Source organism: Exiguobacterium sp. E17S (assembly GCF_057772545.1).
Genome location: NZ_JBYLRU010000002.1, coordinates 173,894 through 195,834, shown reverse-complemented (window position 1 = coordinate 195,834; position 21,941 = coordinate 173,894). Strand labels below are relative to the sequence as shown.

At 39.4% G+C, this 21,941-nt stretch carries 22 protein-coding genes and 1 pseudogene; 8 read left to right on the top strand and 15 right to left on the bottom strand.

The features are described 5' to 3' along the window. Nucleotides 1–633: 633 nt before the first annotated feature. From AC3B4V_RS10195 to AC3B4V_RS10150, 10 genes and pseudogenes are all read right to left on the bottom strand, one after another. Entirely contained in the window at nt 634–2,688 is a 2,055-nt protein-coding gene (locus AC3B4V_RS10195; protein ID WP_488378338.1) for an AIPR family protein, read from the bottom strand. Continuing rightward, nucleotides 2,688–3,629, bottom strand: coding sequence for a PD-(D/E)XK motif protein (locus AC3B4V_RS10190; RefSeq protein ID WP_488378337.1), 942 nt, complete (start codon nt 3,627–3,629; stop codon nt 2,688–2,690). Before AC3B4V_RS10190 ends, AC3B4V_RS10195 begins: the two co-directional genes overlap by 1 nt. After that, complete coding sequence (locus AC3B4V_RS10185; RefSeq protein WP_488378336.1) at nt 3,622–5,511, bottom strand: Z1 domain-containing protein; 1,890 nt, start codon at nt 5,509–5,511, stop codon at nt 3,622–3,624. The genes AC3B4V_RS10190 and AC3B4V_RS10185 overlap by 8 nt, the downstream gene beginning before the upstream one ends. Nucleotides 5,512–5,567: 56 nt before the next feature. Further along, nucleotides 5,568–6,380 carry a hypothetical protein gene (locus AC3B4V_RS10180; RefSeq protein WP_488378335.1) on the bottom strand — a complete coding sequence of 271 codons (813 nt, stop codon included), beginning with the start codon at nt 6,378–6,380 and terminating at the stop codon, nt 5,568–5,570. A 2-nt stretch (nt 6,381–6,382) separates the two neighbouring features. Next, a complete protein-coding gene (locus AC3B4V_RS10175) occupies nt 6,383–6,622 on the bottom strand; it encodes a hypothetical protein (protein WP_488378334.1) in 240 nt (79 codons plus the stop codon). Continuing rightward, nucleotides 6,619–7,784, bottom strand: a pseudogene (locus AC3B4V_RS10170) (ATP-binding protein). The gene AC3B4V_RS10175 and the pseudogene AC3B4V_RS10170 overlap by 4 nt, the downstream one beginning before the upstream one ends. Nucleotides 7,785–7,916: 132 nt before the next feature. After that, nucleotides 7,917–9,581, bottom strand: coding sequence for a DNA cytosine methyltransferase (locus AC3B4V_RS10165; RefSeq protein WP_488378333.1), 1,665 nt, complete (start codon nt 9,579–9,581; stop codon nt 7,917–7,919). Nucleotides 9,582–9,795: 214 nt separating this feature from the next. Next, entirely contained in the window at nt 9,796–10,209 is a 414-nt protein-coding gene (locus tag AC3B4V_RS10160) for a hypothetical protein (RefSeq protein ID WP_488378332.1), read from the bottom strand. A gap of 14 nt (nt 10,210–10,223) precedes the next feature. Further along, nucleotides 10,224–12,623: a DEAD/DEAH box helicase family protein gene (locus AC3B4V_RS10155; RefSeq protein WP_488378331.1), complete on the bottom strand. Its 2,400-nt coding sequence runs from the start codon at nt 12,621–12,623 to the stop codon at nt 10,224–10,226. Next, nucleotides 12,620–12,943, bottom strand: a complete 324-nt coding sequence (locus AC3B4V_RS10150) for a pyrophosphohydrolase domain-containing protein (protein ID WP_488378330.1) — start codon at nt 12,941–12,943, stop codon at nt 12,620–12,622. Before AC3B4V_RS10150 ends, AC3B4V_RS10155 begins: the two co-directional genes overlap by 4 nt. 89 nt (nt 12,944–13,032) lie before the next feature. Here AC3B4V_RS10150 and AC3B4V_RS10145 point away from each other — a divergent pair, with 89 nt between their 5' ends. Then, the gene (locus tag AC3B4V_RS10145) at nt 13,033–13,422 is read left to right on the top strand and encodes a RidA family protein (protein WP_047391772.1); all 390 of its coding nucleotides are present in this window, start codon (nt 13,033–13,035) and stop codon (nt 13,420–13,422) included. Nucleotides 13,423–13,456: 34 nt separating this feature from the next. Here the strand turns inward: AC3B4V_RS10145 and AC3B4V_RS10140 are convergent, their stop codons facing one another. Genes AC3B4V_RS10140 through AC3B4V_RS10130 form a run of 3 tightly spaced genes read right to left on the bottom strand, consistent with a single transcriptional unit; the run spans nt 13,457 to nt 14,518 of the window. Continuing rightward, on the bottom strand, nt 13,457–13,720 hold the full coding sequence (locus AC3B4V_RS10140) for a hypothetical protein (RefSeq protein ID WP_488378329.1): 264 nt from the start codon (nt 13,718–13,720) through the stop codon (nt 13,457–13,459). Continuing rightward, on the bottom strand, nt 13,710–14,072 hold the full coding sequence (locus AC3B4V_RS10135; protein WP_488378328.1) for a hypothetical protein: 363 nt from the start codon (nt 14,070–14,072) through the stop codon (nt 13,710–13,712). Before AC3B4V_RS10135 ends, AC3B4V_RS10140 begins: the two co-directional genes overlap by 11 nt. Beyond that, on the bottom strand, nt 14,069–14,518 hold the full coding sequence (locus AC3B4V_RS10130) for a hypothetical protein (RefSeq protein ID WP_488378327.1): 450 nt from the start codon (nt 14,516–14,518) through the stop codon (nt 14,069–14,071). The genes AC3B4V_RS10135 and AC3B4V_RS10130 overlap by 4 nt, the downstream gene beginning before the upstream one ends. Before the next feature lie 140 nt (nt 14,519–14,658). On the opposite strand from AC3B4V_RS10130, the gene AC3B4V_RS10125 reads away from it, so the two are divergent. The 4 genes from AC3B4V_RS10125 to AC3B4V_RS10110 are packed head-to-tail and all read left to right on the top strand — an operon-like array spanning nt 14,659 to nt 17,428. Continuing rightward, nucleotides 14,659–15,339, top strand: a complete 681-nt coding sequence (locus tag AC3B4V_RS10125) for an ABC transporter ATP-binding protein (protein ID WP_488378326.1) — start codon at nt 14,659–14,661, stop codon at nt 15,337–15,339. After that, nucleotides 15,332–16,330, top strand: coding sequence for an ABC transporter permease (locus AC3B4V_RS10120; RefSeq protein ID WP_488378325.1), 999 nt, complete (start codon nt 15,332–15,334; stop codon nt 16,328–16,330). The genes AC3B4V_RS10125 and AC3B4V_RS10120 overlap by 8 nt, the downstream gene beginning before the upstream one ends. Nucleotides 16,331–16,379: 49 nt before the next feature. Then, the gene (locus AC3B4V_RS10115; protein WP_488378324.1) at nt 16,380–17,030 is read left to right on the top strand and encodes a Type 1 glutamine amidotransferase-like domain-containing protein; all 651 of its coding nucleotides are present in this window, start codon (nt 16,380–16,382) and stop codon (nt 17,028–17,030) included. Next, entirely contained in the window at nt 17,027–17,428 is a 402-nt protein-coding gene (locus AC3B4V_RS10110; RefSeq protein WP_488378323.1) for an NUDIX hydrolase, read from the top strand. The genes AC3B4V_RS10115 and AC3B4V_RS10110 overlap by 4 nt, the downstream gene beginning before the upstream one ends. Nucleotides 17,429–17,471: 43 nt before the next feature. On the opposite strand, the gene AC3B4V_RS10105 is transcribed toward AC3B4V_RS10110, so the two are convergent. Next, nucleotides 17,472–18,563, bottom strand: coding sequence for a GGDEF domain-containing protein (locus AC3B4V_RS10105; protein WP_488378322.1), 1,092 nt, complete (start codon nt 18,561–18,563; stop codon nt 17,472–17,474). A 145-nt stretch (nt 18,564–18,708) separates the two neighbouring features. Here AC3B4V_RS10105 and AC3B4V_RS10100 point away from each other — a divergent pair, with 145 nt between their 5' ends. Together AC3B4V_RS10100 and AC3B4V_RS10095 are read left to right on the top strand one after the other, a co-directional pair. Continuing rightward, the gene (locus tag AC3B4V_RS10100; RefSeq protein ID WP_023466867.1) at nt 18,709–18,885 is read left to right on the top strand and encodes a hypothetical protein; all 177 of its coding nucleotides are present in this window, start codon (nt 18,709–18,711) and stop codon (nt 18,883–18,885) included. Nucleotides 18,886–18,974: 89 nt separating this feature from the next. Further along, nucleotides 18,975–20,624 carry a methyl-accepting chemotaxis protein gene (locus tag AC3B4V_RS10095; protein ID WP_488378321.1) on the top strand — a complete coding sequence of 550 codons (1,650 nt, stop codon included), beginning with the start codon at nt 18,975–18,977 and terminating at the stop codon, nt 20,622–20,624. A 48-nt stretch (nt 20,625–20,672) separates the two neighbouring features. Here the strand turns inward: AC3B4V_RS10095 and AC3B4V_RS10090 are convergent, their stop codons facing one another. Further along, nucleotides 20,673–21,200, bottom strand: coding sequence for an NUMOD4 domain-containing protein (locus AC3B4V_RS10090; RefSeq protein WP_488378320.1), 528 nt, complete (start codon nt 21,198–21,200; stop codon nt 20,673–20,675). A gap of 132 nt (nt 21,201–21,332) precedes the next feature. Here AC3B4V_RS10090 and AC3B4V_RS10085 point away from each other — a divergent pair, with 132 nt between their 5' ends. Beyond that, the gene (locus tag AC3B4V_RS10085; RefSeq protein WP_488378319.1) at nt 21,333–21,911 is read left to right on the top strand and encodes a shikimate kinase; all 579 of its coding nucleotides are present in this window, start codon (nt 21,333–21,335) and stop codon (nt 21,909–21,911) included. Nucleotides 21,912–21,941 lie beyond the last annotated feature (30 nt).

The window sequence follows — 21,941 nt, the reverse complement described above, 5'->3', positions numbered from 1 at the left end:
CAAGCCTCTGATCAACTTGATAAGTTGAAGTACATTTCTATCTGTTCTAGACGAGTCTCTTTTGATTAACTTGAAAACGGAATTGACGACAATTCTTCTTTGAATTTCTAAACTTTTTTGAATTTTTTTTCGTCATTTGTTGTTTTTAAATTGATCCAAGTGCATAGTTTAATAGCATTTTCGATTAGAGAACAAGATAATTTCAGAAGATATTCTTCATAAAATCATCTATGGCTGTAACAAACTATGATTGATGGCGAAATATTCATGAGCGCAATTAGATTAGAAGTATGTTGAATTTCAGATTATTGAACAATCAGCAGTATTTCCTCTCATAACTTGCGACTCATTTGTCCGCAAGGGATGGCTTTTTTCTTTCGTAATAACCACAGATGTTTCAGCATTTCAACCTATGATTATCGATCACTTGATTTGAACACACTTAGGACAATCACAGTTTAATACCTAAGCGCCTTTCTAAAGTTCATATAAATTTTTATTCAATCAATAAAAGGATTATTTTCAAGTATTTTTAATAAAATATTTGAAATTTATCACAAATAAAACTCAGTTTATTACTTTAATTTATAAATTTAGTTCAAATAATAATACCTTTTGTCATGATGTATATTTTCACTCTAAAATTAGTCTTTCTTCTTCAACTACACGTTTGTATATTTTGTATAATTCTACACACTGATTTTCAGTAGGAAAATATCCTTCTATATTCGAGAACTTTGATAACGCCGTAAATGCAAACGAAGATATTCCTTTTCTATTTTCAACTTTACTACAGTAATTAAATATTTGCTTCCACTGATCTTTTGGTAATTCGAAAATAAAAGTTTGTATTTCAATAATCGAATCTACCTTTTTTAAAGATTTTTCTTGTCTTTTTTCATACTTTACTTCTTCTTGATTTTTATAAAATCTTTTTGGTACATTTAAATCTATTTTTAAATCTTTTATTTGTGTCCAACATCCTTCTTTTTTACACCATTGAGATATATTTGAGTATCCTGTTGGTGGTTTAATGATTTCAAAATGTATTCTTTTTGCTATCTTCTCAATTTCTTCGAATAAATCATTATCTACAGCCTGCTCATCCCAGATAATCTTAAAATTAAAATTCTGTTTCGAGTCTGCAATATAGTGAGCAAGATATGAAATGGTATATGTTACTGTTTGAGCTCTATACCCGCCAGTGTACCAATCTGAATTTGAAATCATACGCTCAATAGTTCTAAATAGTATTATTTTAGATACAGCATCTTGAAAATATTTTTCTGTAATAGCTAAATTATTCTTTTCTAGTAGTTCAGAAATGTGAGTAGCAAAATCGCTAAAACAGTACTGTGCTCCTCTACTAACGATGTGAGGTTTTTGAAGCCATGAGCTCTCACTTTTCGCTAAAAATGTTTTATCAATCAATTGATTTTTAGGATTTTCTAATAAAAATTGTTTTTGCTTCGATTTACTTAAATAAATTTGTTCATTTAGAAACTCACCTCTAACTCTTTCATAGTACCATCTAGTCTTTTTCTGACTACCATTAATTGGATTCACCCAAGTATGTGATGAGTATTTTTTCATATCTTTATGGAATGGACTATTTGAGAAAAAGTCTGATTTATTAACTTTATTTTGTGTATTTGCATATTCAGCAACTCTTGATACAAATTCGCTATGTTCTTCACCTGCTTCAATTACAGATAATTTCATTTGAACAGAAACTTGACTTACATCTAATCCTTCTTTTTTCTTTGCAGCGTATATAGAAGAAGTTGTTTGTCCTCCGTTCACGATTTGAAAATCAAAAAGTTTGACGATATGATCATCCTCAATCAATATTCTAGACGCCGTCGCAGTTATACCATTATTAAAAGCAAAAAAATTACTCGGAGCCCCACTAATTGTGTTTCTTATCCCCTTATTTACAGATCCTTTGAATTGCAAAAATGTACGAACATTTTGTTCTAACAAACGTTTCCCATATTGATCATATATTTCAAACAGTTGATCTCCGCTCAAATAAGTTAAGTAGGATGTATATACCTGAGAATCTGAAGGTATTTTTAAATATGGTATTTTTACATCAACAGCGAAGGTAGTGTCTACGTTTTTAGAGCTATAATTTTTAAATAAATAATCGACATCTACAATTCTAAGTTCTAAATCAGAAATACCATCTATTTCATCTAATTTTTTCCCTTTAAAATTTTTGCTTATTTGACCATCAGTTAAAAGGAAGAATTTAACTTTATTGATTTCTTTATCTTTAAATCTACAATAAATTTGATAAGCCATAGAATAAGCTGGTGAAGTTTCTTCTAATTCTTTGAAAAATCCATCCATACACCTAATCAAGAAATTTTTAAGTCTTTTTATTTTTTTATCTATTGCATCTAAAGTAAGAGTTTGTATTTGATCTTCTTGAAAAAACTCGTGTGTTAGAATCGAGAGAATTCCTCTTTCATCATCAAAGTCATATCCATAGGCTTCAACTGGATTTCTGCCCTTCAAAATTCTTATATCAGCTTCGCTATAGTTTACGGATAACTCACCTGTTGAACTTAGCTCTTCACAAACATATTCAAAAAAAGCTTGCGAGTTTAATAAACCTCTACTATCGGCAATTGATAGTGTAGTTTGAATTAAATCATCATGAAAATCTTCAAGTGTTGTCATCATACTTCATTCCAATCATCAATTAAATAGTCCTTACAGTTGTTTAAATTAAGCTGGTATTTCATATTAATAATTCCACTCGGAATACTTTCTAAGTCGACTCTAGGAAAGTCATTTCTAACATCAAAATTAGAAATTTTATCAATATGAAACTTATAAAGAGTGTCTTTATGGAAGTTATCCTTATAGCCGTACTGAATGATCTTTTGTTCAAAAATGTACATTTCATTGAATAAATTATTATTCTTTAACTCGTGTTTAATTTGCTGAATAAGATTTTCTACAGTATCTCCATTTTCTTTAATGTCCAATGAATATACTCTTAAAACAAGACGATTTTTAGATGAAAATAACTGTTGCGGACTAGATACATGTATAACTTCATTTTTTCCTGTTTTATGAGACTTTACTTCAAGAGCTAGTTTATCTAATATAAAATCTTGCTTATCTGAATCCGGTCCTCCCCAAGATAACACTGCTTCTTTTAAAGAAGTTTTTTTAGTTAAAACAATACTTAACAATGTATCTAATTCTGAGAAAAGACCCATTTGCAATTCTATCGGAAAAGATTTTTCTTTATTATTCAAAAGAAGATTTTTCCATCTTGTTAATCTATTAAAAACTACAACATAAATCTCTACTTTTTCACTATAATTTTCACATTCCTCGATTAAATCCATGCATAAACTATTAAAAATATCATAATCATATAAACTATTGAGCATTAAATATAAATCCGTTTTATTCTCATTTTTATTTTCAAAAATATCAATATTTTTAAGCTTTAGTTCTTTGATTTTCAAATTTTCTTCGCTATTTTTTAATGACAACTTTAAGCCGTAATTACCCTCCATTTCTTCTTTGATCCAATAAATATCATGATACAAACTTGCTCTTCTTTGACTACCTCTCGCCATATCTTTCCAAGGATTTTTAATCATCATATACCTCGTCTTCAAGCATGTTTTTCATATTTCTAAGGTATACCGAGTTAACTTGCAATCTTACATTTCTCGTCATACTTTTTATTCCACCCGGGAAACTTATCCCAAAAGCTGCAAGATTAACTTTTTCAGCCTTGTCCGTTTTAATTTTAGAGTCAACTAAATGTCCGTCAATTATATGAAGCATTAGTAAAGGTTTTTTCATTATATTCCTTACAGCTTTACGAACGCTGTAAAGTTCTACTTCATTCAACTCGTTCTCTTTTTTTTGCTCCTTAACAATTTTTCGATCCTCTTTATTTTTTCTTTTTATATTTTTTATTTCATTATATTCTTCAACAGTGATTGCGATATTTTCAGCATTACCTGAAGAAACTTGACGATGTTCAATTTCATAAAAGCGCCCTCTATCGTTTATCTTTCTCTCTTGATAGAAGCCTTCTAAATTTTCTATATCTAATCTTTGTTCACTATTACCTGAATAAATAGCTACATCCCAAAAAGTATCTACCGATTCGATGTACTGTTTTATAAATTTAATTGGCATCTTAGATCTCATTCCAAAATCGTCATCTGGTACTTCATAAATAGAGAAGTTATTTATAAATTCTGAGACTACATTTTTAGGAACATCAATCCAGTATCTTGGTTTTGGTTGCGTATAGTAAGGTGTTATTTTATTTTCTATTAAATTCTTAATTAGATTTATATTTTGTTCGTTTTTTTCTTTATCTTTGATTATCCAAGATGTTTCTTTTAAATGACCATCTAATTTCATTTCATAATAAAGAGATTCAGAATTTTTCAGTTTATTTTTAGCTGTTACTTGTAATCCGCTATCCGGATGTTGCTTAACAGCTAAACCAAAATCTCTTGGAGTCATTTCATTTCGAGCCATATCGTTCAAATCACTTACTAAATCTAGAGTCGCTTCAGTTATAGTATTAAATCGATCAAAAATCTCATTAGTTGTATATATTTTACACAAATCTTCGTACCCAGGTCGGTAACCAAACCATCTACCCATTTGCATCAATGTGTCATAAAAAATTGTATTTCTTAAGAAATAACTGACTGATAGTCCTTCCAAAGTGTACCCCCGTGCTAAACTAGTGCCCCCTATTGCAATTACGTTACTAGCAATGTCATCTCGATATTCTAATTTTATTTTTGTATCTTTATGAACTTGAACAATTAAAATTTTAGAAATGAATTTTGCAATTTTTTTAATAATAGATTCCCATTCAAACTCAATATTATCTTTATAGTGAATTTCAAAAGTATTTTTAAGGTCTTCTAAATGTTCATTTTTTTCATAATGTTTTTCTTTTAGTCCGTCAATGCTTATAACTTCACTTAAATCTTTAAAATATTTTTCTACATGTCCTGCAATATTCTTATGAACTTCTGTAAACCTTGTAGCGTGAATTAACATGCTGTTATGTTTGTTTTCTTGATTTCTCAGATGTCTAATTGCAATATTTATCAAAAATGATCTCATTGCCTCTTTCATACTCTCTGGTAAACAGGGTAATTTGTAATCTTTTTTATGATTAAAAGGTATAATATCTTCTACATCTTCTACTTCATAAAAATGCGTTTTTTTCTTATCTAAGAATATTTTTTCTGCTCCAAAATAATTACTAGGTGCACTTAAACAATATATAAAATCTTCTGGAAATAGGTCTTTCCCCAAATTTTCAGTATCTGTATTATGATCTATAAATATGTTTGCATAAGGAGTTGCTGTATAGGCTACATATGAACTTTTTTTAAACAATTTTAGTAATGCTCTTATTTTTTCATTTATTTTTGTAGGGTCTTCCTCATCCTTTGTATTAATAGATGCATAATCTGATTCGTCATCAATTAATAACATTGCATGATTCTCTACTCCTTGTGAATAATGCGTAGTTATCCATTGAATAACGTTTTTTAATGTGCTTGTATTTTTTTTATTACTACGATTACCGGACTAGTAATGCTATCTAAGCTAATTCCTTGTGAATTCCGATTAGCGTCAGCCCTATTAAAATCTTTCAATTTTGACGTCAAACTTATCGGTCTCTTGTCTTCTCTATACCCAGCTAAATTAGCTACACCAATTTTTTTATCTATATCTCTCCCAATAAAAGAGGCATTAAGTCTTTCCTGCGTTTGATTTCTTAAATTATTCATAGCTCCAGCAATTATGACTATAAATTTATATCCGGCGTCGGCTGCTTTGCATACTAGTGATGAATAGTTAGCTGTTTTTCCTGATTGTACATGCCCTACGACCATTCCATATCTCTCGAATTGATCATCACTAGGGTTTCCTAAATGATTCATTATGGCATCTGTATCTTCTTCGATTACTTTTATAACTTCATTGGGCAATGAATTACTTATGAATTTTTTATAATTATCTGAATAATAATTTTCTCGTTCAATTTTTTCTTTCATTGTCCACCAAGTATAATCTCTCTGCTTTTGTTCCTCTCCCATAACAACTATCCCTAAATTTGTTTGTACATCAAATTCAACTTCTAATTCTCTAACCATAAGTTCCCATTGTTTTTTGTCTAGCTTATCCATTTTCTCTATATTATGTTTACGTTCAAACATTTTTAAAATCTCAGGAACTTCCTGTAACGTTTGATATAGATTAACCTCTTCTTCAATTTGGTTTTCCTTTAAAGGCTTTTCTTTATTTTCTAAGTTTTCTAGTACTTGCTCTTTAAAGATTTGATATGCATTTTTTTTCATAACTACCTCTCCTTCATTCCTTTAAATATTTCTGTTTTCAAAAGTTCATCAATTTGCTCTTTAGTTAGATTTAAATTTAGTAACGCATCAAGTAACTCTTTTTTTTCATTCTCTTCGATTAACTCTTTTTGTTTTATCTTTTGAGGATCTGTTATTGCATAAGCCTCAATTGCACTAATAGGGATATATGCTTCGATTCCTTTTAAATAAGTACTAAAAAAAGAAATTTCTTGATCACTCATCTTTCTTTTATATGTACTAATATTGGATGATGTTGATTTATCAAAAATTTAATAGAATCTGTACTATGAGATACTTCCCAAAAAGGAATTATCGTTTTATCTTCTAAAACTTTTGGACGTCTTGTATATACGTTTTTTCCGCGATTTAATATAGAGTTTAAGATTTTTTTTAATTCACCTTTAATAAACATGTTTGGAGATGCAATTGATTTTTTCACATCAATATTCCAAATTTCATCTTGATCATTTGAAATATCTACTCTGATACGAATTAGTCGATGCGCATCAGATATCTTATTTAGTCCCCACCACGTTCCATGTATTAATAAACGTCCGCTTCTATATAAGTAAAAACCTTGAGATTTAGTATATCCGTCATTAGTAGCATATTTATTATATTCTTCGTTTGATAACTTATTATGATGAGGTAAAATATATGGTGTTATTTTTACCGTTTTATTCTCGAATTTTATTAATTGTTCAGGTAAAGTCTGTGTTGCAGTGTTACTTTCATTAAAAGGATTAAATCCTTTAATTAAATTGTTGTTTAAATCCAATAATATTTTTCGGCCTCTAATACTTCCATCTAGAAATCTATGGAATACTAAAGCCAAATGTTCTCTCAATAAATTTAATTCTTCATAATAATTTTCTTTTTGAATAGAGTCTATTTTTTCCCAAATCACTAAAGTCCCAGATTTTTGAGCACTCAACTTTTCTAGTAACGATATATGTTCAAATTCATTTAAATTAGGTGTAATTAATAGCCACTCATTTTCTTTTTCAATTAAATCTAAATCCCATTTCTTAAATGACATTTTATTTTCTTTTTTAGTAATCACAGTTAAGGACTTACATTGTGAAAAAGAAGCAGTTTTTAGACCTAATCCAAATCTACCTAAATCTTTTTTTCCCGTTCTTCTTCTGGATCTTTACTTCCTAACCTCATAGCTTCAATCAATTCTAATTCTGTCATTCCAAAACCATCGTCTAAAATGCTCAGACTTATTTCTGGGTTCATATTTGTTTCTATCGATATTTTCTTGGAGTCTGCCGCAATACTATTATCAATAATGTCTGCTAAAGCTATAGAAAAATTATATCCAAAATCTCTTAACGACTTAATAAAATTACTTAAATTGGGCTTTACAATCTCATCCATAAATTATCACCACCATCAATTAATTAACTATTTATGTATATATTATAATTTAAATTTGATAAAAGATAACGGTTAAATGAAATTTGTTTAAAAAAGCCACCTTTAGCTTTAAAGAGACTAAAGGTGGCTTTTTTAAATTAAATATTCTAATATTTTTTCAGCAATAGCTTTAGCTAATAAGGGAGGAACCGCATTTCCAATTTGTTGATAACGTTCATCTTTTCTTCCTTCGAAAACAAATTTATCCTGAAAAGATTGTAGACGCGCAGCTTCTCTAATGCTAATAGCTCGAGCTTTTGTAGGATGTTGCCACATCGACTTTCTAACGTTGATTACTGTCGGAGATGGTTCGTCATAATTTAATCGAAGATACACTGTGTTTTGAGTTCTAGAAGCATCAGCATAGGTACTTTTTAAATCGTCAGGCAAACTATGGAAATTTTTCCCGCCATTTTTTAAAATGTTTTTATAACGCTCCAGTATTAACTTTGAACTTTCCGTATTAATATGATCGTAAATTTCGTTCGGTTCCATTCCTTCTCTGTAATACTTATTCAAATCTTTCTTACTACTTGAAACATATACTTTTGAATTGTAAGAATCTATTTTAGTTTGAGGAAGGATGTTTTCCAGGTCTTCGATCGCATCTCGTACAACATTATGAATTTCATCATCACCTTCAGGCAATTCAATAGTGTTACTACTATTTAATATACCAAGCATCATGAAACGATTTCTTTTTTGAGGTACACCAAATCGAGAAGCGTCTAACACTCCACTCGTTATGCTATAACCATAGAACTTGAATATGGCTTCTAAATATTTTACTACGTTATATGAATACACTTGAACAAATAACTTATATATTGTTTTATTTTCAACAATGAATTCAAGACATTCAATATCTTCATCTTTTAGTTCTTGGCACCTAGTTAAAAATCGATTCAAATTCACTAAATCTTTTATGGCTTGATGATTAAAATTATTTAGGGATTCATTATCAAGAAGATTTTTTAATGCCTTAATAGATTCTTGAACAATGTATTGCTGATTTTCATCATTTATGTTTTGATTATTCAATTGATTAATAATCTCCAAGATTTCATCCGTTGATTTCTTAGTCAATTTCAACTTTTTATTATTATCAAGTGCTTTTTCTAATAATCTTAATCTTGTTATTAAAAGTGGCTTTATAATAAGTGGAGCTGGAACATCTATTAAAGATTTATATTTTCCTGATACCATCTTCAAACTTTCACTATCGGTACTCAACAGCTCTATGGTGTCCTTATTATAAAGTTTATTATCTTCTTGCGTAATTTGATCTAAATGATGTCTTGAACTAAAATCATTTTGATTATCTGCTTTGTATTCTGTTACAAAAAATTTGTGCACAGATGAATTTATAGATTTTACATTTTCCATTAAAAAGGCAATTGGTTTTACATCTCGTACTGCTCTTACATATTCTTTCACGAGTTTATTATTCCCTGAAATCAAATAATTTTTTTGTCGATTTGCATTAGAAAATCCCTGGCATGGCGGTCCACCAATAATAACTGTGTTCTCAGAATCTCGACTATAATTTTTAAAGTCGATTTTAGTAATATCACTTATTCCTGTTGTAGAAGACTTGATAATAACATCTTTATTTTCATGATTTTTAATATATGTCTGCTGGGCTGCTTCATTTATTTCCACAGCACCAATTACAGAAAATTTTCCTGTTTGCTCAAAACCGTTACTTAAACCGCCTGCACCGGCAAATAAATCTAATACTTTATATTTATGTTCCATGTTTTCTCCTTACTAATTCTCCAGATTCTCTAATAGCAGCATACCTTATGAATTTATTTATATCAACATCTGAAAATTTAATAATTGACACACAACTGCACTGGTTCAACAAAAAAAAGTACTTATTAAATCGTTTAAAAGTCTGCACAACTCTTAAACAAATCAATAAAATACTCTTCTTTAGTTTATATCATTTTAATGATCTTATGCTTGCTTACTTAACTGATTCACCAACTACATAAAACTTTTCATCATTTCCACGCACTTTAATATAGTCTTCCCAGATATAAAATCTCCATTTTTCATCGTTCGAATAATCTAACGTAATATCTTTAGTCATTAGTCTTCGCAAATTTTTAAATTCCACAAAATATGCTTTGTTCCCTTCGACTCGAACGACCATCATAGCTATATCTGAACGATCTAAAATTTCAACTTGCTTCATAGATAAGTCGAACCAGCCATGTTCTTCATTGTGTATTTTAGTTTCTGGAGTACATAAAGTGACTGATTTGCCACTTGTCGTTAAACCATGGTACATAATTTTCTTCTGTGGCATGATTTGAAGATCATATTCATATCTATCATTCATCATTTTGACTATGGTTTCTCTTTCTAATATCTTCACTTTTAAAATCCCCCTTATGAGTTATTTATTACAGACAGAATCAATAAAGAAAATCCAAATACATATATTTCTATTTTATCATCTTTACATATTTTTAGAAAATAATTATTTATTCGGTATAACACAATATCTTTTATCCATATTTTTATATTTATACTGTTTATAGTAAGATTCGTTTGAATTGATAAAGTTTTTTTATTCTCATTGTATTCGAATGGATATCCCATTTTTGAAAAAGGTTGTTTAATCAACAATGCTCCTATTTTTGATTCATTATAACCATTCTCAAATACTTTACCTTGCGCATCCTTCAACTCCCGATACTTCTCCGCATGTAAATACTCATAAAAGAACGGCGCAACTTCTTCGGCCGTAATCGGCTCCATCCAGTGCTCTTCTCCCCGCTCAAGCATCGCCAGCAAGACGATCATCTTATAACTTCGGTTCATAATCGTTTTTTCGACCTGCTCAATCAATTCGCGATTTGTTTCATACGCTTCTATTTCTTCGTCTGATAACTCCTGATGCTCTTTCAAGAAACCAACGTAAGAACCCCACTCCTGTTTATAGCCTTGCGGAACTGCTGCATACTCACCGATTTCAACATACGATGGTCGACGACCGAGTTCGTATTTGATTTGCTCGTATTGCTCGATCAATCGTGACTTCCGCTGACTTGGTTGCCGGAGTCGATGAATCAATTCCAGTGCCTGCGTATCGAACTCAATCACACAGCCGGGTGGTGGCGTAATCGGTTCTGTTTCCCCTCGCTTGAACGACTCTTTCATCGTTCCGAGCAGCTTCAGCTTCGTCTCGACGTTGCGATAGTTCCCAATCAAGTCAATGATGACGCAGTGCGATTTGTCCTGTGCCAAGCGTAAACCGCGTCCGATTTGTTGCGTATAGATAGCGACGGATTCAGTCGGACGACAGAACAGCAGTGTGTCGACTTTCGGAATATCGACACCTTCGTTAAACAGATCGACGGTAAAGAGAACGTCAATCTCGCCTTGCTCGAATGCTTGCATGTACTTTGCACGATTCGTCGTCTGCCCTGTCAGCGCAAATGCCGTCGCTCCTTTATCCCGGAATACTTGCGCCAGATATTCTGCCTGCTTGATTGACGAACAAAAGCCGATTGTCTTCGTTTGTCGATGTTTCTCCCATGAATGATAGATATTATCGGCGACTTCACGATCAAGTTGTCGATGCTCGAGCTGCGACGCATCATACGTCCGACCGATTCGTCGAATCTGGGAATAGTCGATCGTGTCATGAATACCGTAATAATGAAACGGCGTCAAAAAGCCTTCAGCAATCGCTGCCGTGAAGTGCATCTGGAACGCAACGTTATGGTGACAGATCGCGTAGACATCGGCACCGTCCATTCGATCTGGTGTCGCCGTCAGACCGAGCAGGAAACGGGGTGTGAAATGATCAATGATCTTCCGGTAACTCGTCGCTGCCGCGTGATGGAACTCGTCGACAATGATGAGATCAAATTGATCATGTGAAAAGCGCTCCAAGTGACGCTTTTGTGCCAGCGTCTGGACGGATGCGAAGACAATCTCAGTCGTCTCCGTGACAGTCCGGTCACTGCCGATATAAAAGCCGGTCTGCCACGCTGGATTGACTTTTTGAAACGAACGCTCTGCTTGCAGTAATAGTTCTTTTTGATGTGCCAGAAACAGGACTCGCGTAAAATCTCCCGCAAAGAACGCACTGAGATAGGTCTTTCCTAGTCCAGTCGCGAGCACTGCCAACGCCCGTGTCCGTCCTTCTTCCATCGTTTCCCGTAACGCTTGGAGCGCTTCTTCCTGCACTCGGTGTGGCAGAATTTCTGGCGCAACAACAACGGTTCTTTCGTCGTACTCGACTTCTGGTTCCGCGACATATTGACGTGCCGCGTACTCTTGACGATAGGCCTCTAAAACAATTGGGTTCAGTTCTTCTGCTGATTCGCTAAGGTAAAGGTCCATGAAGGCATCAATCGCGTCATCAAGGATTTGTGGTGCGACAGCTTGCGGTAGATGAACGTTCCATTCGATACCGGATCGAAGCGCACTATTCGAGATGTTCGACGAACCAACGATTGATAAGCCAGTCTCTGCATTTCGAAACAGATACGCTTTCGGATGGAAAGAGCGTCCGCCTGACCGATAAAAGCGAACTGACAATCCATCAAGCGCAAGCAACTGCGCCAATGCTTCTGGATCGGTGATATGTAGATAGTCGCCAATCAACAGCCGAATCTCGGCTCCTCGTTGCAAGGCACGACGAAACGCCGGAACGAGTAAAGCGACGCCTGACTTCTGAGCAAACGCTGCGACGATATAGACTTCCTCTGCCTGATCAATGGCTTCGACGAGTGAGTCATATAAGTGATGCGTCGTCAGCTTCGCTTCCGGGATCAATCTTCAACCTCGATCAAGTAAAGACGTTCTTCGAATCCCCCGCGCTGTTGATGTTTCTTCGCCCGAACAGCTTCCAGTTCCTCGACTGTCACGCCATGTGTCTTCGCTAATGCTTGAATGAGCTCCAGTAAGTCGGCTAATTCCTCGACAGCGTCTGCGTCTGTCGTTGCTTCCTCGTATTCAGCCAGTTCTTCATGTAATTTCTTTTTCGCTTCCACTAGGAATTCATTTTCATCCAGCGTTCGGAACGTCGCTTTTTTCCCGTTTTGGTCGATGATGTTTGGAATCGCGTCTCGAACTAATTTATGATAAAGTGGCATATCAATTCACTCCTTTGAAGGGTTGAGGGATATCCGAGTCGAATCACTCGGTGTCGTACATATGTATTTTATAAGAGGAGGTTCTTTTCATGTCTACATTCAAACAGATTGACACAACGAACGCCCCTGCAGCGATTGGCCCTTACTCGCAAGGCTTTATCGCAAACGGAACACTCTATGCTTCCGGTCAAATCCCGATTGATCCGGCAACGGGTGAACTCGTACCAGGTGGTATCACGGAGCAGACGGAACAAGTCATGCGAAACGTCGATGCCATCCTGAAAGAGGCAGGACTGACACCTGACCGCGTCGTCAAGACAACATGCTACTTAACGAGCATGGAACACTTCGCTTCTTTTAATACAATCTACTCCGATTACTTCGCACCGCACAATCACTTCCCGGCACGGTCTTGTATCGCTGTGAAGGAACTACCAAAAGGTGCCTTGGTCGAAGTCGAGATCTTGGGACTCGTGTGATCTAATCGCTACGCACTCGCTGCGTAGCGTTTTTTTATCGTAGTCCCCAGCGTCCTGTTCCTTTTCCGGTCTCACTGTAAAAAAGGTCCTGCTCCCCCTGGTACAATTCACACTCGCTCGCATGCAGGTAGATCAATTTTCGAATGCGTGCCTCGAGTCCTGCTTCTGATGTAAAGCGTGATAGATCCAAATGTTCTGCTTGTCTGACGCGCTGGTAGATATCAATTAAGTCGAGTGATGATTGTCGTTCTAGGATTCGCTGAATTGCCTCAAGTAACTGCTGACTCTCATCCGTCATGTCCTTCTAACTCCTTTTTCATCACTTTGTTTTGAATCGCATTCATCACAATCGGTATTTGCACGACCAGATTCAAGACGCTGACTCCAAGAACCAGTTGACTAGCCGTTAATGGTTTGAAATATCCTTCGCCGTATCCTTCCCCTACACTGAGTGCGATCCCGTACGAAATCGCAAACGACACCATGTTGCCGATGACGATGTATTTCGGTTTTCCACTACGCGCAAGTGAATATGATAGAACACCGAGTCCAAACAAAAATAAGGCATACCCTAATATCGAACCCACTTTCCAATCGAGGTAAGGTCCCAGCCACGCAAACGGAATCAGATACAATAGGGCTCGTTTCATTGTTCACTCTCCACTTTCTCGTCTTTTCGGTTACTCCCCGCGTCATAATAACCGTATAAAAGTTCCCGAATCATCCTCCATCCTGGCGGAAAAACGTTTGAGCGTGACACTTTTTCTGTACCATTTTCTGTCGTCACATGAATTTCCCAGGCCGTTCCGTCCATTATCGTAAGACTTTCAGGATCTTCGTACCCCCACCATTTCTCGGCATTAAACCAATCCGACCACATGTCAATTAGATAAATGTCCTCTTCCGTCAGCGTTCTGAATAATGGATGGTCTTCTTCCTCTAGATATCGGAGACCCTTCGGATACCATGGACCTAATAATTCTTCCTCATCTTCCGCACGAACCGTCTGACTTGCACGGTCCCACCAAAACGTCTGTCCTCTCCCCATGCCGGATTCCCGAAAATAAATTCGCTCGACTGTTTGCATCGTAATCATCCTCTAAAATTGATATTTCCATTATAGCCCATTTGTTATTTTTAACCTGTTACATTTTTTACTATGGTTCTGCTGATTTCTGTTGCTGTGAAACATTTTTCCCCTTCTATCAGTAAATGTAGTGAAAGGAGATGTTTCACATGCATGTATCCATTCAACAAGCCGGTTATGACGTAGGTCAGCCCGTCTTACAAGAGATTGCGTTTGCTTTACAGCCTGGATCCATCACCGGTTTGATCGGTACGAACGGTGCAGGAAAAAGTACGACGATTCAAGCGATGTTCGGTACGCTACCGTGGGTCGAAGGAGAGATTGATTTACCGGTCTCACTTGCCTATATTCCGGAACAGCCAACCTATTATGAATATTTGACGCTCGCCGAGCACCTTGAGCTGGTCGCCTCGCTCCACGAGACGGATCATGCCTATACAGAACGACTCTTAAAGACGTTCGAACTGCATGCTGTCACAAATGACTATGTGTCCTCTTTCTCTAAAGGAATGAAACAGAAGGTGATGCTCGTCTGTGCCTTGATGCAACGCGCGGACTGCCTGATCCTCGATGAACCGTTCGTTGGTCTCGACGCGGTCGCAACGATTCGGTTATTGCATGTACTCGAAGCAGAACGAACGCGTGGCGTAGCGATTCTGCTCGTCACCCACGTCCTTGATTCCGCGGAACGTCTGTGTGACGACTTCGTCTGGATTGATCAGGGACGCATCAAACATCAAGGAACACTTGCTCAAATCGGTGAAGCCTCTGGTCAGCCAGGTGCCCGCTTATTTGACATCATGGAAGCGATGGTGCTCGAACATGATTGAAACCTTTTTGAAGCAACGGATCCGTCGACGGCATGTGGAACAGCGTCGCTTCTTTCAAGAAATCTTCGACTGGACGATCTTGCTGTATCTCGTCATTCCAGTCGGTCTGTTCATCATCTATGAGACGGTTCAAATCTTAAGTGGTCAGGCGGACTGGGTTCAAACAGTTCCGGTCGCTTGGATTTTACTCGGATGGATTCTGTATGGATTCCTGCCCGCCTTTTACGCCTGGTTCGAACCGGCAGATCGCCTCTTCTTCAAACCGGTTTCTGGAGCGATCGTTCGAATGAAGTGGTATTCCGTTCGGTATCACTTCGTGAGGATTTTTCTAATGACTGCCGGATTACATCTACTCTGTTTTCCGTTACATAGCATCCGGTTTGACCAATCTAGTATCACAGTACTACTGATTAGTCTCGCGCTCTCTTTGCTCCAACCATTCTTTAGCTTTTGGACATATCGATTATCTGGACAACGGTTCTTGCGGAAATGGAGCGGTCATCTCGTCCTGGCAACCGGACGCATCACTCTGTTACTCCTGCTTTGGCTTCAACCGCACCCTGTCCTCTTCGTCGTTGCACTGTGTGTGGTGCTACTCGGATCCCTTCATGTCCGGTACTGGTCGCGGCGTGAGGACGGATTAACGGAGGATATCCTGTTGTCAACGAAACGACAGTCGAGTTTATCGGCGACCGTCCTTGAATTGAATGGTGCCTTACCGAAGCCGTCTCACCGAAAGCGTCCGTTCCTTCATCTGCGATTATTCAAGCAGACGCATCAGCAACTCCCACTGATTACGTATCTACGGGATCCGAGCAAGCTTCGCTTCTTGCTCCAGCTATTTGCTGCGATGAACTACGGTCTTCTCGTCTTACCATGGATCGGACGCGGACTCGTTTTCGCTTTCGTCCTGTTTGTTCTCTTTCAAGAACGGAAACAACATTATACATGGTTCCGCAGACAATCATTCTACCAGCACATTTCCAATTGATTGATTTCTGCTATACTTTTTCTATTACATTGGTTGGAGGGATGACTTCATGCGTACTCATTTATTCTTATTCGGAGGCGGTCCTCCTTTTACACCGAACTTACGAACACGATTTGCTACATTAACGAATGGTGGACCGGTCGCGATTCTATACGTTCCGCGGACCGGTAAGGACTGGACGAGCTACGCCTCAATCTATACGAAGCCATTAGAGGAAGATGGCATCTCGTCGTTCGTCCATCTGCCACTGTCTGACGCACCAACGGACGAACAACTTGCACAATTGAAACAGTGTCAGGGCATCATCATCTCCGGTGGCGAGACCGAATTGTATCAGCAATACTTGGTCGCTACACCGATCGGTGACATCATTCAGTCGCGTTTCGCAGATGGTGTTCCGGTCGCCGGCTTTTCAGCCGGTGCCCTCGTTTCGCCTGAACGATGTGTAATTCCAGAGATCGACCAACGCGACAACCGACGTCTTCGCTTGCCTGGTCTTGCCTTACTGAAAGACGCGGTCGTCTGTGTCCATTATGAGACGTGGGGCGAAGCTGCTCATCTCACGCAATCCTTTACGGAAGAAAGCACAGACCGTGCCTTCGGACTTGCTGACGAGAGCGGGATCTATCTACGCGATCAGTACCTCGTCGAAACAGAAGGAACCGACCCTGTCGTATTATCGCGGAGTCTCGTCAGATGACGGCGATCGTTCCTGCCGTCAAAGGCATCATCATTCACGAGCAACGTCTCCTGATCGTCCGCCGGGCTGCTGCTGACTTCGGTGGCGGCACGTGGGAATGTCCGGGTGGCAAGATCGACTTCGGTGAATTGCCAGTCGACAGTCTTGTTCGCGAGATTAAAGAAGAGACACAGTTGACGGTTTCACCGGAGCGTCTGCTCTATGCCTCGGGCTTTCTGACGCACTCCGACCGACAAATCATTCTCTTGATGTACGTCTGTTCGACGAATCAGACTGATGTCCGGCTGTCGGAAGAACATGACGCGTATCTGTGGGCGGATGAAGCGACAATCCGGCAACTGATCGCGCCGAACATTCTCATCGATTTTGAACAGTACGATGTCTTTTCCTTGTTATAAAAAATACCCCGCCAGACCAGTCGGTCGAGCGGGGTATTTTTTATCAGAGGGACGGATCACGGTAACAAACGACACGATTCCGACCATTTTGTTTCGCCTCGTATAAAGCTAAATCCGCTTTCTGGACGGTCTCAAATACGGTTGATGCCTGATCAGATGAAGCAGCACCTAGCGATAACGTGACATGAAAGACGGGATGCTCCTTATAGACGAAGTGTTGATCGGCGCAGGCAGAACGAATCCGCTCCCCCAGTCGTTCCGCCCGTTTCAAAGGTAAATCCGGTAACAAGAAGACGAACTCCTCACCCCCGTAACGACCGATGATCCCCTTATCTGGAAGATACGACTCCAACAGATGGCTCAGTTGCCGTAAGACGACATCCCCTCCTTCATGTCCGTATGTATCGTTGATCGATTTAAAATGATCGAGATCGAGAATGAGAACAGAAAAGGCAGTTCCGTGCTGGGCATATTCAGCCAATGTCTCATCCAGCTTCCGGCGGTTTCCGAGCTGCGTCAGTCCATCTGTTAAAGCCAGTTCCTGTTGGGTATGAACGAATAGGAAGTGCTTACGCAACTCTTGTAAGAAACGATATGTCACGTAACCACCAATCATGATGACGATGATGTAGACGAGCGCAATCTCTAAAAACCGCTCGAACGTGTTCGTCAATAAATAGAGCGCCGGTAAGCTGTATGCGATACCTGTTCCAAGCAACACGAGATAATCCTTCATTCGCTGAGCAGCAAACCGACGATAAATCGTCGCTGTCACGAGTAACGCGACACAGATCAAGGTCGTCAGGATCAGCCCCTCGTATTCGCCAGCCGGTGTCACCGCAAATCGGGCACCGATGATGAACAGCATCGTGATGCTACCGCTGACTAACCCTCCGTAAAAGTACGCCGTAACAAGTGCAACGAGACGCAAATCAATCTTTGCGACGTCATAGGAGATACTGTTGAAAATCAACAGCGCACCAATCAAACCCGCGATACAACCGATTGCGAGTCGGACTTGTAAGGAGGAGTTGGGTGAGATCCGCTCGATTCGTCGTAGCGGTAAAAACGCGAACAGCAATGTCGCAATCAATAGGGAAAAGTTCAACAACAATGAATTGAGCAACGTAAGCACGACGACATCCTCCTCATTCCATTTCAGATATTTACTCTATTCCCGTCAGATTACACATTCCCCTCTTTTTCCAAGGTTTTCAAACAAGAAGAGAGGGAATCAAACAAATATGTCTATCGTCTACATCATTAAGGGGGAATCTTTCATGGATCGTCAAGCTGAAAAACGAAAAAGTAAGATGCCGTTCTTCATCATTCTTGTCATCGCTATCTTCGTCATCGTTGCTGCTGCGTTAATCATTTACGTCACATCTGAACCAAAAGAAGAGACACAAGCACTTATGACACATCTTGCGACTGTCCTACCAATTTACGTGAATTAGATTCACAAGACCTTTACACAAGCCGTACAACACCTTCATACATGTTGCTTCATCTCCTTCCGATAGGTACACGGGAGGAGATGTTTTTTATGCTTATGAAAAAACGATTACTGGCACAACAATTAAATGGATGGTTGATTCCGATCGTCGCCATCGGACTGATCGTGATCAGCGGTCTAAGCGTCTACGCTTCCTATCAACAATCCGTCGCAGCAACCGAGGAACGGCTGATGCGTGAATTAACGATGTTCGATGCGAATGTCCGGGCAACGTTTCTGGCGTACCCGGATGACGCAGCAGACCGCTCACGTGCCATTAAACGATTGCAACAGCAACAGCGAACCGACTTATCACGTGACGACTACACGGTTCGCTTCCAAAGCCTGAACACGAGTGAGGCGTTCCGACCGTTGACACTCGAACCGACAAAACGAAAACAACTACTGCAGCACTTAAAAAATGCGCGTACATATGCCTTTTCGTATCAAGATCAGTTTCTAGTAGCGATGACGATTCCAGAACTCGATGACGTCATCTTGCTGACGACCGATCGTGATAAATTAATCGCCCCCGCTCGAGATTTAGCTTGGACACTCGTCTGGGTCAGTGTGATCACACTTGTCAGCATCAGCCTCTTGATCCGCTGGCGGATTCAACGCCAACTGGCACCGTTATCGAAACTCGCCTTACAGATTGAAGAAGCGCATGCGAAGCGATCGTATCGTCCGTTAACACTCAAGACGACGACCTTTGAGTTACAACAGCTGACGTTTCAATACAATCAGTTGATGCAACAAATTAATGACTTAACGACGGAGATGCAACAAGCCAGTCAGGAACTTGAATCCGTCCAGCCCCACTTTTCCTCGCGCTTATCCGCGATGGATCAATCAGTCCAAGCTGTCGATGAAGTCGCCGGTTCTTTACTTGCGCAATCGACGCAGATGGATCAGACGATCGTCGCTTCGACACGTCTGACTGCCCAAGGACACGATGCGTTAAGCGAAATGCAAACGACACTTCTGAACAGTCAACATGCCGTAACCCGTTTTCAACAGACTGTTCAGACGAATCACACGACACTTGAGACCTTACAAGAGGAAAGCCAGTTGTTGAAGGAACAATCCACGACGACAGAGCAGATTTTGCAACAGACCTCACACCTACAGCAGCAGATGGAAACCTCGATTTCGCACATCCAGCGTGTTGCTGAAGAGACACGCCGTTTGTCACTGAACGCGCTGATTGAGGCAACCCGTGCCGGAGAAGCCGGTCGCGGCTTCACGGTCGTTGCCAAGGAAGTCGAAAAACTAGCGATCGATATCCGAACGAGTACGGACCATATCCGACAGGTCAATCAGACGTGGACGACAGGACTCGATCAAGTCGAACAAGCGCTCTCGCAGATGACGGAACGGTTTCTCTCGACGTCACAACAGCTCGAGACGGCAACGGAGCATTTAAAACAGATGCTAACCGAAGCGACGACAATCGAGACGACACTGGGTACTGTCGAACAGCAGCGTCAAATCGTCGCAGACGTCCAGTTAAACATGCAGGAACATCTACAGTCGGTTCAGCAGTTGATGTCAGAACTCTCGTCCTACAGCCAGGTCCTCGGTGATCAAATGCAACACCACGTCACCCAGCAGACGGAACTGAAGACACATAGTGCGGTACTCGAGTCGCGGATCAGTTCGTTGCAACAGACCGTTCGTGCCGGCGAACAATCGTCTTAAATCAAAGGAGCGTCTACCATCTCTGGTAAACGCTCCTTTATTCTGGTCTCAGCCGATATAACGTGCTTCCTTCTTATCGATGATGTTGCGAATCCGGTTCTCCGTCACCTGATACTGCTCTGCCAATTGACGAATCGTTTTTCCTTTTTCGTACTGCACGCGAATCGTTCGAATCTGAAACGGTGATAGCGTCACATGTTGATTTAACAAAAGATCAAACTCACCAAGTAGTTCGTTATACTGCTGATCGATTGAAGGCAGAATTTCTAAGTTCGACAACTGATCGTCAGCCCGTTTACCATTGCGCCGGACGAGTCGCGCTTCCGTGACGTCTGTCGTCAGAAAGGCTTTTGCGACAAGCAATCCGACTTGCATCCGCTCTCCTCGACCATTTTGATAGAGCGTGACTTTGCGGTATCCTTCCCGATTGAGCCGTGGACGGAGCAAGACACCTTTTCGGCGTTGCTGGACACCGCGACACGTCACGATCGTCCGGTCGAGCGACCTTACGCGACCAAGTGATGAGACTTCATATATACCTACATAGCCGATGACGGCTTTCCATTGTTCTTGCATGGTTGTCCTCCTTCAGACAAGGACACGACGGGACTTCATACTTGAATTATATCAAATTACGAACAAACGTTCTAGTGATGTCACTCGTCGGAATGTGCTATTCTTAGCAGAAAAAGGAAATGAGGTTCGTCCATGAAATTTGTCTTGTTACTTGGTCCACAAGCGGTCGGAAAGATGACGATCGGTCAGGAAATCGAACGGTTGACGGAGATGAAAGTTTTCCATAACCACCAGACAATCGATCTGTTATTGCCTTATTTTGATTTCTCTGAACCTGCACACCATCGCCTAAAAGATACGATCCGGCGCGAGATGTTCAAGGAAATGGCGAACAGCTCGCTCGAAGGCGTCCTGTTTACGTTCCTCTGTCTATTCGGCATCGAAGGCGGTGGTCTTGAGTTCATCGAAGAGACAGTTGAGTTATTCGAACAAGCAGGTGCTGACGTCTACATCGTTGAACTCGATGCGCCGGTCGCAACTCGCCTGCACCGAAACACGACTGAAAACCGATTGACGCACAAAGTAACGAAGCGTGACCTCGCTGCTTCTGAACAGAACTTACGCGAAACGGCGGACGGTTACCGAACACGTTCATTGCCAGGCGAATTGCCGGACGTCAACTACCTCTTCCTCGATACGGAACAGTTAAGCGCACGTGAAAGTGCGGAAGCGATTTGCGATCATTTCAACTGGTCCAAAACAACGGTCTAATCACTAAAGCCCCGTCCTGCTCAAGCAGGC

Coding starts and splice junctions, on each gene's coding strand:
- AC3B4V_RS10195 (WP_488378338.1), bottom strand. CDS start 2,688: ATGACAACACTTGAAGATTTTCATGATGATTTAATTCAAACTACACTA.
- AC3B4V_RS10190 (WP_488378337.1), bottom strand. CDS start 3,629: ATGATTAAAAATCCTTGGAAAGATATGGCGAGAGGTAGTCAAAGAAGA.
- AC3B4V_RS10185 (WP_488378336.1), bottom strand. CDS start 5,511: ATGTTATTAATTGATGACGAATCAGATTATGCATCTATTAATACAAAG.
- AC3B4V_RS10180 (WP_488378335.1), bottom strand. CDS start 6,380: ATGAAAAAAAATGCATATCAAATCTTTAAAGAGCAAGTACTAGAAAAC.
- AC3B4V_RS10175 (WP_488378334.1), bottom strand. CDS start 6,622: ATGAGTGATCAAGAAATTTCTTTTTTTAGTACTTATTTAAAAGGAATC.
- AC3B4V_RS10165 (WP_488378333.1), bottom strand. CDS start 9,581: ATGGAACATAAATATAAAGTATTAGATTTATTTGCCGGTGCAGGCGGT.
- AC3B4V_RS10150 (WP_488378330.1), bottom strand. CDS start 12,943: ATGCCACTTTATCATAAATTAGTTCGAGACGCGATTCCAAACATCATC.
- AC3B4V_RS10145 (WP_047391772.1), top strand. CDS start 13,033: ATGTCTACATTCAAACAGATTGACACAACGAACGCCCCTGCAGCGATT.
- AC3B4V_RS10140 (WP_488378329.1), bottom strand. CDS start 13,720: ATGACGGATGAGAGTCAGCAGTTACTTGAGGCAATTCAGCGAATCCTA.
- AC3B4V_RS10135 (WP_488378328.1), bottom strand. CDS start 14,072: ATGAAACGAGCCCTATTGTATCTGATTCCGTTTGCGTGGCTGGGACCT.
- AC3B4V_RS10130 (WP_488378327.1), bottom strand. CDS start 14,518: ATGATTACGATGCAAACAGTCGAGCGAATTTATTTTCGGGAATCCGGC.
- AC3B4V_RS10125 (WP_488378326.1), top strand. CDS start 14,659: ATGCATGTATCCATTCAACAAGCCGGTTATGACGTAGGTCAGCCCGTC.
- AC3B4V_RS10120 (WP_488378325.1), top strand. CDS start 15,332: ATGATTGAAACCTTTTTGAAGCAACGGATCCGTCGACGGCATGTGGAA.
- AC3B4V_RS10115 (WP_488378324.1), top strand. CDS start 16,380: ATGCGTACTCATTTATTCTTATTCGGAGGCGGTCCTCCTTTTACACCG.
- AC3B4V_RS10110 (WP_488378323.1), top strand. CDS start 17,027: ATGACGGCGATCGTTCCTGCCGTCAAAGGCATCATCATTCACGAGCAA.
- AC3B4V_RS10100 (WP_023466867.1), top strand. CDS start 18,709: ATGGATCGTCAAGCTGAAAAACGAAAAAGTAAGATGCCGTTCTTCATC.
- AC3B4V_RS10095 (WP_488378321.1), top strand. CDS start 18,975: ATGCTTATGAAAAAACGATTACTGGCACAACAATTAAATGGATGGTTG.
- AC3B4V_RS10090 (WP_488378320.1), bottom strand. CDS start 21,200: ATGCAAGAACAATGGAAAGCCGTCATCGGCTATGTAGGTATATATGAA.
- AC3B4V_RS10085 (WP_488378319.1), top strand. CDS start 21,333: ATGAAATTTGTCTTGTTACTTGGTCCACAAGCGGTCGGAAAGATGACG.